Annotated in this window: 8 protein-coding genes; 7 read left to right on the top strand and 1 reads right to left on the bottom strand. The window is 63.2% G+C overall.

The genetic code is table 11. From position 1 onward, the window contains the following. Positions 1-7 precede the first annotated feature (7 nt). The 7 genes from GS424_RS12220 to GS424_RS12190 all read left to right on the top strand — a co-directional run bounded on the left by GS424_RS12220 (position 8) and on the right by GS424_RS12190 (position 10,359). Complete coding sequence (locus tag GS424_RS12220; protein WP_193666520.1) at positions 8-2,719, top strand: molybdopterin-dependent oxidoreductase; 2,712 nt, start codon at positions 8-10, stop codon at positions 2,717-2,719. An 11-nt stretch (positions 2,720-2,730) separates the two neighbouring features. After that, the gene (locus GS424_RS12215) at positions 2,731-3,309 is read left to right on the top strand and encodes a 4Fe-4S dicluster domain-containing protein (RefSeq protein ID WP_160942757.1); all 579 of its coding nucleotides are present in this window, start codon (positions 2,731-2,733) and stop codon (positions 3,307-3,309) included. Positions 3,310-3,939: 630 nt separating this feature from the next. Continuing rightward, a complete protein-coding gene (locus GS424_RS12210) occupies positions 3,940-6,618 on the top strand; it encodes a molybdopterin-dependent oxidoreductase (RefSeq protein WP_160942758.1) in 2,679 nt (892 codons plus the stop codon). 11 nt (positions 6,619-6,629) lie between these two features. Then, positions 6,630-7,223, top strand: a complete 594-nt coding sequence (locus GS424_RS12205) for a 4Fe-4S dicluster domain-containing protein (RefSeq protein ID WP_160942759.1) — start codon at positions 6,630-6,632, stop codon at positions 7,221-7,223. An 82-nt stretch (positions 7,224-7,305) separates the two neighbouring features. Next, entirely contained in the window at positions 7,306-7,950 is a 645-nt protein-coding gene (locus GS424_RS12200; RefSeq protein WP_160942760.1) for a TorD/DmsD family molecular chaperone, read from the top strand. Between the two features lie 37 nt (positions 7,951-7,987). Then, positions 7,988-9,649, top strand: coding sequence for an ATP-binding protein (locus GS424_RS12195; protein ID WP_160942761.1), 1,662 nt, complete (start codon positions 7,988-7,990; stop codon positions 9,647-9,649). Continuing rightward, the gene (locus tag GS424_RS12190; RefSeq protein WP_244977537.1) at positions 9,646-10,359 is read left to right on the top strand and encodes a response regulator transcription factor; all 714 of its coding nucleotides are present in this window, start codon (positions 9,646-9,648) and stop codon (positions 10,357-10,359) included. Before GS424_RS12195 ends, GS424_RS12190 begins: the two co-directional genes overlap by 4 nt. Before the next feature lie 36 nt (positions 10,360-10,395). On the opposite strand, the gene GS424_RS12185 is transcribed toward GS424_RS12190, so the two are convergent. Next, complete coding sequence (locus GS424_RS12185; protein WP_160942762.1) at positions 10,396-11,079, bottom strand: TorD/DmsD family molecular chaperone; 684 nt, start codon at positions 11,077-11,079, stop codon at positions 10,396-10,398. Between the last annotated feature and the right edge of the window lie 32 nt (positions 11,080-11,111).

The following is an 11,111-nucleotide window of genomic DNA, read 5'->3' as shown; positions in this document are numbered from 1 at the left end:
GGAGCGGATGATGACCGACAGCATGTCGAACAAGACAACGATGGACCGAAGGAGCTTCGTAACCGCAGGCGCGGCCGTCGCGACCGCGCTGGCAACTGCCGGTGCGCTGTCGGGGTGCGCACCGAAAGCGAAGCAGGAGGCGGAGGGGATCGGTGCGTTTGCGCCCGAGGGAACGTTCGAGGGCGGCAAGACCATGACGACCCTCAACGATGGCGAATGGAAGAACGTTCCCTGCTTTCATGGGTGCGGCAACGCCTGCGTGAACAAAGCGCTGGTGAAAGATGGCGTCGTCGTGCGGACGAAAACCGACGATACGCACGAAGACACCCTCGGGCGTCCGCAGTTCCGCGGGTGCTTGCGCGGCCGCTGCATGACCGAGCTGGAATTCGGAGCCGACCGCTTGAAGTACCCCATGAAGCGCAAGAGCTGGAGTCCGGAAAACCCGCACGACGAATTGCGCGGAACAGACGAATGGGAGCGTATCAGCTGGGATGAGGCGCTTGATATCGTGGCCGATCAGCTGCGGGCGGTGTACACCACCTATGGGCCGCGTGCCGTGTACAAAGACTGGGATCTGTACCACCAGCGCAGTCCTGTTCTCGATGCGTGCGGAGGGTTTTTGACCACGTGGGATACCGCTTCCTTCGGCAGCTATCTGTCGGACGTGTCCCAACTCGGCATGCCCTTTCTGGACGACTGCGCGTCGAGAGATCTCGGGCTGCCTTTTTTGGGTGAGGGCTCGGTTAATGATCGCTTCGACCTGGTTGAGAACCCCGACTTGATCGTCCTGTATGCGCAAAATCCTGCTTGGAGCGCAAACGGGCTTGCGGGATGGCTGTTTTGGCAGGCAAAGCAGCGCGGGGCAGAATTCATCTGCGTCGGCCCTGAGAAAAATGCCAGCGCAAACTTGTACGATGCCAAGTGGATACGCCTGTTGCCGGGAACCGACACGGCGTTTCTGCTCGCGGTGGTCTACGAGATGGTGCGCCTGGACGCCGAGCAAGGGGACGTGATCGATTGGGATTTCCTGCACACCTACTGCGTTGGATTCGATGACGAGTCCATGCCGGCGGAAGCGAAGCTGCAGGAGAACCTGTTGGGCTACGTGCGCGGCGACTACGACGGCATTCCTAAAACCCCTGAATGGGCGAGTGCCGTGTGCGCGACGCCGCCCGAGGACATCACCTACTTTGCCAACGCGGTGAAGAAGACGACCAACGCGATTCTCTCTCATGGCTATGCAGCAGGGCGCTGCTCGGGGGCGGAAGAGGTGCCGCAGCTGTTCCTCACGGTGGGATGTCTCGGCGGCCATATCGGTAAACCGGGAAATGCGTGCGGGGTCTATTATTGCGACCGGAGCGGTGTTGGCGGCACTATGATATTCAAAGCTGGCGACCCGGGGGATGCGTGGGACGTATCGAGCTGCGAGCCGCTCTGCGCACCGGAAGAATCGTTCGTTTCCGGAAGCTGGGATGCTGGAGATTACGTCAACGGCAATCAGATTTTCGACGCGGTGGTCGAGGGAGGCTACCAAAACGTTGGAATATGCTGGAATGGAAGCTGGAAGCCTATCGAGCAGGCCACCTGCGATATTCATTTTATCGAGGGCAAGAACGATTCCAGCCTGAGGTCGGCGCCGAATACGGTGAAGGGTATCGAAGCGTACCGAAGCGTGGATTTCGTCGTCATGCGCGACTACATGGCCAAGGCGAATTGCTGCTACGCCGATGTGGTTTTGCCGACGACGGGGCGCCTGCAAGAAGACGATGTGATGGTTGGCGGGCAAGGGGATCGCGAAGCGATTCAATACTTCACGAACGTGCTCGATCCCGAGGACGAGGCGAAGTCGAACCGATGGGTTGACGAGCAGCTTCTCGAGCGTTTGGGCTACGATCCCTCGAAGGTGTATCCGGTGAGTTCCGGACAGGCTCTTTATAATAAGGTTGCCGGGGCCGCCATGATGAACGATAAAAAGGAGTACGAAACCCTGATTACGCTCACGCAAGAAGACATCGACGAAATGGGAGCGCAAGGTAAGCCTCAGGAGGGAAAAATCACCCTTGCTGAACTCAAGGAACAGGGTATTTATTCAATCGAGCGTCACTCGGGCGATGCATTCTGCCACATCGGCTACGAGGAGTTCATCAAAGACCCGGAGAAGAATCCGCTCTCGTCCTCTTCGGGAAAGTTCGAGCTGTACTGCCAGGAAAAAGCCGACGCGTACAACATGATCAGTTTCGATGGCGAGCAGTTCAAGCCCTATCCCACCTATCATGACATCGCCCGCATCGAAGGTTACGATTTCGTCTGCTTCAGCCCGCACTATCTTCGAACCGCCTGCACCGACTTCGGAAATGTCGCCACCTTGCGCGAAGCGTGGATACTGCCGCTGACGATCAATTCGAACGATGCGGCGGCACGGGACATCGCCGATGGCGACACCGTGCTGGTGAGCAGCCCCTACGGCAAAATACTGCGCAAGGCAACCGTCAGCGGGCAGATTATCGAAGGTGCCGTCGGCTTGCCGAACGGAGGCTGGCCGAAGTTCGACGACGAAGGCATTGATCGGGGCGGCTGCGCCAGTACGCTCATGGGAGCCAAGCCGACGGGCATGGGGATCTCCGGGCACAACAATATCTGGGTCACGTTTGAAAAATGGACGGCATCCGAGCTTGAACCCGACTGCGACTGGCAGCTGCGGGTCGAGGCGAAGGCGTAAGGGGGAGCGACATGAAACGCGTAGGATTTTATTTCAACAGCGCTCAATGCAAGGGTTGCAAGACCTGCCAAGTTGCCTGCAAGAAGCGCAACGGCCTGCCGATCGGCATCAACTACCGCCAGGTGCATACGTTCGAGGTCGGCGCGTATCCCGACGCAAGCTGGTATCATGTGTCGGTAACCTGCAACCATTGCGAGAATCCCGCCTGCGTGCGCGCGTGCCCGACGGGTGCCATGTACAAGTCCGACGAGGACGGCACGGTTCAGCACGACGACGGCGTATGCATCGGGTGCCAGCAATGCGTGAACAGCTGCCCCTACGGCGTTCCACGCTACTTCCCGGAGCTCAAAATCGTGGGCAAATGCTATGCCTGCAAAGACACGCGCGAAGCCGACGGCGCGCCAACGTGCGTCGCATCGTGTCCCCAGCGCGCCCTCGAGTTCGGCCCGTTCGAGGAGCTTGCGGCCGCGCATCCGGATGCGATTGCCGATATCGCGTGCTTTCCCGCCTCGACCGAAACCGACCCGAGCGTGCTCGTGGACGTGAGGCCGATGGCGCTCGAGGAGGAGTATCGGGAGCTTCGCCTGTAGCTCAAGGGCGGCATGGCGAACTGCCAGGACGAGATGAAGAAGGCCGCGATGGATCGCTACGAGCACCTGCTCAAGCTCAAGGACGTCTACGCCGAGGCGTAAGCCGAACCCCTGAGAGCACCGCACGCTGAAAGCCCCCGGCATCCGCCGGGGGCTTTTTCGCGCACGGGGGCGCCAGGGGAGGGGCGCTGCCGACTGCGCGTGCCTTCGTGGCAGATTCGGGGAGTTTTTCGTCATTTTCGCCCGCAGCGCGCGTCCGTTTGCGCGCATGCGCCCTGCGCGGCTCGCATCGTGCCTGGTGGGGAGTCTCGGCGTCGTGCGGAGCCGCGCTTGGGCGCGATAGCGCGACGAAAAACTCCCCGAATCTGCCACGAACGTCGCGGGTGCGAGGTACGCTGCCGCGAGGGGCGCATGCGCGCGAGCTCGCGAGCGTCAGGGGCGCGCAGCGCGCAGTGCCCTACACTAGAGGGGGCGCGGCGCGGGGGCGCCGTCCCGCCCGTTAAGAATTTGGAAAGATCCGAGTAAGAAAGTCTCAAGAACCGGGACATGGCAATTAACGGATGCGGTTCGTATGCTGATATCAAGCCCGAAAAGGGCTGTTCGTAGGGGGTGCGAGGCAAAGGAGGAGAGATGACGAGCTATTTGGAGAAGGCGCGGCGTTCGCCGCAGGTGAGTCGTCGGGGGTTCGTCAAAGCGAGCGCTGCGGCAACGGCCGCGCTGGCGGTTGCGGGCCTGGCGGGTTGCTCGAACAAGGTCGAGCCGGTCGAGGACTCGGCGGCGGACGGCGTCCAGCAGGCGTCGCTGACCGAAGGCACGTGGATTCCCGCCGCGTGCTGGCACAATTGCGGCGGCCGGTGCCTCAACAAGGTGCTGGTGAAAGACGGCGTGGTCGTGCGGCAGAAAACCGATGACACGCATGAGGACAGCGTCGAGTTCCCGCAGATCAGGGCTTGCTTGCGCGGGCGCAGCCAACAGCAGCACGTGTTCGGCGCCGACCGTATCAAGTATCCGCTCAAGCGCAAGCACTGGGAGCCGGGCGGCGGTCGGAAAGAGCTGCGCGGCATCGACGAGTGGGAGCGCATCAGCTGGGACGAGGCTATCGGCTACGTGGCCGACGAACTGAAGAAGGTCTACGAGACGTACGGCCCGACGGGCGTTCTGATCGCCGGGTACGGCACGGGTCAGAACGTGCGGCTCATCAGCTACTTGGGCGGCGCCGTGGCGGAATGGGACTCGGCCTCGCACGGAACGTACCTGCTCAACGTCGGCAGCCTGGGGCTGCCCCATATGGGCGTCGGCCCGGGTGCCGTCATGTGCACGTCGGCGAACGATCGGTTCGACCTCAAGAACTCCGAGACCATCGTGCTGTACGGCTGCAATCCCGCGTGGGCTTCGGCGGGCAACCGCTGCAAGAACTTCCTGGAGGCGAAGGAAGCAGGCACGGAGTTCGTGTACGTGGGCCCGAGCTACAATCCTTCGGCTTCGCTGCTCGAGGCGCGGTGGATTCGCGTGCGGCCCGGCACCGACGTGAGCTTCCTTCTGGCCGTCGCCTACACGATGGTGACGCAGGACGACCCGCAGAGCAACCCGCTGGTGGACTGGGATTTCATTGAGAAGTACACGGTGGGTTTCACGGCCGACACGATGCCCGAAGAGGCGACGCTTGACGAGAACCTCCACGACTACCTGCTGGGGGCATACGACGGCGTGCCGAAAACCCCCGAGTGGGCTTCGCCGATTTGCGGCACGCCCGTCGAGGATATCGAATGGTTCGCCCAGCTCGTCGGCAAGGAGCACAAGGTCGCGCTGCTGCACAGCTTCGCGGCGGCGCGCAACAAGGGCGCGGAGGACTTTCCGCAGATGCTCATGACCATCGGCGCTTTGGGCGGCCATATGGGCAAGTCGGGGCATGCGTGCGGCTCGGCGTTCGGTCCGACGGCCGGCGATGGCGGCCCGTCGCTCGTCATGCCGGGCCAGGCGGGGCTCACGCCCATCCCGAACACCCTGGGTTATTTCGTTGCAGGGCCCGACACGTGGAACGCCGTGTTGACGGGCAGGTTCTTCGATACGGGCCACAACATGATGGGCTCCGAGCAGGGGTTCCCGCCGCCGGTCGAGCGCGAGGTGGACATTCACCTCATCTGCCACGATGATTCGGGGGCGGCGCTTCAGTCGCGCATCAACATCCCGGGCGGCATCGAGGCGCATCGCAAGGTCGATTTCGTGTTCACGCAGGCCTACACCATGACCACGAACGCGAAGTACGCCGATATCATCTTGCCGGCTTGCACGCAATGGGAGAAGAAGGCGTCGTATTTCCAGATGATCTATCCCGGCCGCGACTTCGAGGTGTTCCCGTCGAAGGTGGTGGACCCGCTGTACGAGTCGAAGTCGGACTACGACATCATCGTGGCCATCGCGGAGCGCATGGGCATCGATCCCAAGGCCATCTTCGATTTCGACGAAACGCAGCAATGGTTCAACGTCATCGTCGGATCCACCGTCATGAAGGAGGACGGGACGGGCTACGAGCCGCTCGTCACCGTCACGCAGGACGATATCGACGAGTGGGGCGTGCAGGGCCAGCCGCAAGAGGGCCGCATCGGCATCAAGGAGCTGCTGGACAAGGGCATCTACCAGGTAGAGCGCTACGAGGGCGATCCGTACACCTTCATTGCGTACAAAAGCTTCGTCGACGATCCCGTGGCGAATCCGCTGCCGTCGCACAGCGGCAAGTTCGAGATCTACTGCCAATGGAAGGGCGACTGGCTGGCGGCTTCGCCCCGCGGCGACACGCCGTTCAAGCCGTACCCGACCTACCAGGTGCCGATCGAGGGATACGAGACGACGTTCGACGATTGGGACAACCAGGTGAAGGGCGACTACCCGTACCTGTTCTTCACGCCGCACTACCTGCGCCGCGCCCATACGACGCTCGACAACGTGCCCTGGTTGCGCGAGGCGTTCGAGAACCCCGTGTTCATCAGCGCCCAGGACGCCAAGGAGAAGGGCGTCGTCACGGGCGACACGGTGCTCGTGCAGAGCCGTTACGGCAAGGTGCTGCGCATCGCGAGCGTCACCGAGACGCTGATGCCGGGCGTGCTCGCGCTGCCCCATGGCTCGTGGGTGGACATCGACCAGGAGACGGGGTGCGACAAGGGCGGTGCCGACAACGTGTTGTGCGGCCCGGTGACCAGCAACAGCGGCGTATCCGGGTACAACAACTACAACATCAATTTCGAGAAATACGATGCGGAGCAGCTCCTGCCCGACGTCGAGTGGCCTCAGCGCATCGTGGATGCTGAATAGGGGGATAAGCAATGTCGAATGCCAACGTTGAACCGAAGGGCTTCTACTTCAACAGCCTTCGCTGCTCCGGATGCCGAACGTGCCAGGTGGCGTGCAAGGACAAGAACCGCCTGGACCCGGGAACGTTCTTCCGCCACGTGACGTCGTACCAGGCCGGCACGTATCCGAACGCCATGCTGTACCATTATCCGGCCACGTGCAACCATTGCGCGAACCCGGCGTGCGTGGCGGTGTGCCCGAACGCGGCGATGTACGTCGACGAGGACGACGGAACCGTGCAGCATGACGACGAGAAGTGCATCGGATGCCAGTACTGCGTGAAGGCCTGCCCGTACGGCGTGCCGCAGTACCTGGAGGCCTTGCAGAAGACGCACAAGTGCGATGCGTGCATCGGGCTCCGCGCGGCAGGCGAGTCGCCGGCGTGCGTGGCGGCGTGTCCCATGCGTGCTTTGGAATTCGGGCCGATCGCCGAGCTGCGCGCCGCGCATCCCGACACGGTCGACGAGATCGCCGTGCTGCCCGAAGCATCGCAGACGACGCCGTCGGTGGCAATCCTGCCGAAGGCAGCCATGCTGGAGAAGGGCCCGGTGCCGGTCATCCTGTAGCGCGATCTACTATTCGACAGAGCCTCGGCGGCGGCGCTCCCTCCCTCCCGCTGCCGAGGCTCGCGTCAAGGGAGGAACGATCATGGACGATTCGATGGAACTGTTGCTCAGCAATCGGCGGTTTCTCTACACCCTTCTAGCGCGTGCGTTCGCGTCGGAACCCGATGGGACGCTGCTCGGCGTCGTGATGGACGAACGCACGGGCGACGAGTGCGCCCTGCTCGACGGCGACGAGGGCGCGGGCCGCCGCCTGTGGCGCGTTCTGGCCGATGAGGCTGCCGCCGACGAGGACGATCGCCTGCGAAGCGAATACACGCGGCTTTTCCTGGGCCCGGAAAAGCTTCCCGCGCCTCCGTGGGAATCGGTGTACGTGAACGGCGAGCCGCTGCTGTTCCAGGAGAGCACGCTCGTCGTGCGCGAGGCGTATCGCCGTTCGGGGTACGTGTCCGCCGGGTACCCTCGCGAGGCGGACGATCATGTGGCCATCGAGCTCGACTTCATGGCGACGCTTGCGGCGAAAACATGCGAAGCGGCGGCGGGCGATCGGGGCGCGCTCGAAGCGCAGCGCGCGTTCTTGGAGGAGCATCTGCTCGCGTGGGTCGATTCGTTCGCTGAGCGCCTCGGGTCATGTGATACGGTATCGGGGTTCTATCCGTCGTTCGCGCGTTTGGCCGCGCTCGCATGCCGACGCGACGCGGGAGTGTTGAAGGAGCTGCTCGCCGCGTAGCGAGGCGAGCATGCGGCGCAGAAGGGGGAGATGCGCCATGGGGAACATCAAGCTGAAGACGAAGTTCGCGGGCCTGATCGTGGTCTTGCTCGCCGTGTCGCTGATCGCGAACATCGGCTGGACCACGGTGAACAAACGCGCCCAGATGGAGAACGAGCTGCGCGAGAAGGGCCAGGTGCTGGCCCAGCAGATGGATGCCATGTGGGAGTTCATGGCGTCGAACCAGTACCGCCTCGAGCAGATTTCCTACACGGAAGACGGGGTGTACCAGGGCCTTCACTGCGCCATCGTGGGCCGCAGCATCGGCGCCCTGTTCACCTCGCAGTCCTCGTACACCACGCGGTTCGTGAACTTCAATCCTCGCAACCTTGCCGACGAGCCCGACGAGTTCGACGCGGCCGCGCTCGATGCGTTCAACGCAGGTTCCGTTGCCGAGTACTACGGCATCACCGAATACGAAGGCGAGGAGGTGTTCCGCTACCTTGCGCCCATGCGCATCGAGGAGAACTGCCTCGATTGCCACGGCGAACCTGCCGGCGAGATCGATGTGACCGGGTACGAGAAGGAGGGGTGGAGCATCGGCGACGTCGGCGGCGCCATCAGCATCATCATGCCGCTCGACGTGTACATGGAAAGCGAGCAAGCCTCCATCGTGCAGGACGTGATCTTCTTCGGCGGCATGCTGGTGGTGTGCCTGCTGATCATGTACGCGGCGCTCAGCTATCTCGTCACGCGCCCGTTGAGCAAGATCCAGGCGGGCGTCGAGTGCATCCAGACGGGCGACTTGAACGTGCAGCTGGCCTACACCGAGTCGTCGCGCGAGATGAACACGCTCATGACCGAGTTCAACCAGATGGCGCGCGAGCTGTCGGACATCTACGACAACCTGGAAACGCAGGTGGAGGACCGCACCGCCCAGCTCGCCAGGGCGAACACCGTGCTCGAGCAGCAACGCACGCAGCTGGAGGAGGCGAACGAGCGCCTGCGTGACGAGAACCAGTACAAGTCGGACTTCCTGGCCATGATGAGCCACGAGCTGCGCACGCCGCTGACCTCGATCATCGCGTTCACCGAGCTGTTGAACCGCGACAGTCGGCCCTTCGACGAGAAGGAGGCCGAAACCCGCGGCGAGATCGAGGCGAACAGCCGCGCGCTTCTGCTGATGATCAACGACATCCTGGAAATGAGCCGGCTCGACGCCGGAAGGACGGATATGAACATCGAGATTATCGATTTGGGCGATATCGCCGGCATGGTGGAAACGGTGGTGCAGCCGCTCGCCGACAAGAGCCGCGTGGCGTTCGCCTGCGATATCGATCCCGACGTGCCGCTCATCGAGGCCGACTTCGAGAAGGTGCGTCACGTGCTGGAGAATCTGTGCGGCAACGCCGTCAAGTTCACGCCCGAGGGCGGTTCGGTGACGCTGCGCATGGTGCACCATCCCGAATGCGGCGAAGTGTGGATCAAGGTGTCGGATACGGGCATCGGCATCGCGAAGGCCGACCAGCAGCGCATATTCGAGCGCTTCGTGCAGGCGGATTCGTCGCCGTCGCGCAAGTACAACGGCACGGGCTTGGGGCTGTCGCTGGCGAAGGAGTACACCGAGATGCACGGCGGCGCCCTTTCGGTGGAAAGCGAACCGGGAATGGGCAGCACGTTCACCGTGCGCATCCCGGTCGAGAGGACGGGGGAGCGATGATGGGGAAAGCGAAGATCATGCTCATCGACGACGATGAGAGCCTGCACGTGCTCATCCGGCGCATCGCGGGCGAGGCGGGCTACGAATTCTGCTCTGCGACCTGCGGAGAGGAGGGGCTGGCCGCGCTTGCGGCCGAAAAGCCCGACCTGCTGCTGCTCGACGTGATGATGCCGGGGATGAACGGGTTCGACGTGTGCCTGCGCATGCGCGAGGAGGGGCGGCGCATCCCCATCATCTTCCTGTCGGCCAAAGGCGACATCGTGGACAAAAGCATCGGCTTCAAAGCGGGCGGCGACGACTACGTGGTGAAGCCGTTCAGCTCCGACGAGCTGCTGCTGCGCATCGAGGCGCATCTGCGCCGGCATCGCGACGACCTCGCGTTCGCGAAGGCCGTGAGCCGCGAGGGCAGCAACCGCACGGGCGACTTGGAGATCCTGTTCAACCAGTACGAGGTGCGCCTGCGCGGGCAGCGGGTTGACCTCACCGCGAAGGAGTTCGAGATCCTCGCGCTGTTGGCCGCCAATCCCGGGCAAGTGTTCACGCGCGGCCAGATATACGAGCACATCTGGGGCGGCGACAGCGAGGTGGACGAAAGCAGCATCACCGTGTTCATGCGCAAGATCCGCGAGAAGATCGAGGACAACCCCTCGCAGCCGAAGTACCTCCTCACCGTCTGGCGCGTCGGCTACAAGTTCGCCGAGCGGGTGTGAGGCGCGGGACGCATCGCGCCGCGCACCCGCGGTCGATCATGCCGTCCCCGCGAGCTCTTCGAGCAGGGCTGCGTCGACGGCGATGAACGCGGCGACGGCCGCGCACAGCGTTGGGTACAGGTAGTCCGTGCGAGCGCCTTTCGCGCGCTCGGCGAACGGCGGAAGCCAGGTGAGCAGGTGGTCGTTCTCGAACGAGCGCTGCACCTCGACCAGGCGGCCGAACTCCTGTCGATCGTCACAGCGCAAGGCCTCGAGCGATCGATCGGCGAGGTGCGCCAGGAAGTCGAGTTCGTACACGATGCCGTCCTCCGCTTCGCGCGTTTCGGCGTCGATGCGATAGCCTTCGGCTTCGTAGCGCTTGCGCACGTCGGTCGTGCTTTCGAGGAAGAGCAGCTCGCGCGGGTCGAGGTACACCGATTCCCAGAAGGGCGCGACGATCTTTTCCGGCCCGATGAACAGCGTCGTGTATTCGCGGCGCAGGGCGGCGAGGGTTTGCGCCGCGTCGTCGTTGTGCGAGAGGGAGCGCATCGTCTGCGCAAGACGATCAAGCTCGTGATGCCCGTCGACGGCGAATGCTTCGATCGACGCGACGGCCGGCTCGCTCGCGAGCAGCTCCAGGAGCGTCTCGTCCGGCTCTTCGGCATATGCGTGCCGGAACAACATGAGGGCGAGCGTGCGTTGGCGCAGGATCGCTTCGGTTGCGTCTCGAGGGTCTTCCATGGCTGGTTCCTCTCCGTTTCCCTTACCGTGCG

Origin of the sequence: Eggerthella guodeyinii (genome assembly GCF_009834925.2) — a bacterium.
Lineage (GTDB): Bacteria > Actinomycetota > Coriobacteriia > Coriobacteriales > Eggerthellaceae > Eggerthella > Eggerthella guodeyinii.
This window is presented reverse-complemented; position numbering and strand designations above follow the sequence as displayed.

What these genes read in the sequence shown, in the direction of transcription:
- GS424_RS12220 (WP_193666520.1), top strand. Translation starts at nt 8, where the DNA reads ATGATGACCGACAGCATGTCGAACAAGACAACGATGGACCGAAGGAGC.
- GS424_RS12215 (WP_160942757.1), top strand. Translation starts at nt 2,731, where the DNA reads ATGAAACGCGTAGGATTTTATTTCAACAGCGCTCAATGCAAGGGTTGC.
- GS424_RS12210 (WP_160942758.1), top strand. Translation starts at nt 3,940, where the DNA reads ATGACGAGCTATTTGGAGAAGGCGCGGCGTTCGCCGCAGGTGAGTCGT.
- GS424_RS12205 (WP_160942759.1), top strand. Translation starts at nt 6,630, where the DNA reads ATGTCGAATGCCAACGTTGAACCGAAGGGCTTCTACTTCAACAGCCTT.
- GS424_RS12200 (WP_160942760.1), top strand. Translation starts at nt 7,306, where the DNA reads ATGGACGATTCGATGGAACTGTTGCTCAGCAATCGGCGGTTTCTCTAC.
- GS424_RS12195 (WP_160942761.1), top strand. Translation starts at nt 7,988, where the DNA reads ATGGGGAACATCAAGCTGAAGACGAAGTTCGCGGGCCTGATCGTGGTC.
- GS424_RS12190 (WP_244977537.1), top strand. Translation starts at nt 9,646, where the DNA reads ATGATGGGGAAAGCGAAGATCATGCTCATCGACGACGATGAGAGCCTG.
- GS424_RS12185 (WP_160942762.1), bottom strand. Translation starts at nt 11,079, where the DNA reads ATGGAAGACCCTCGAGACGCAACCGAAGCGATCCTGCGCCAACGCACG.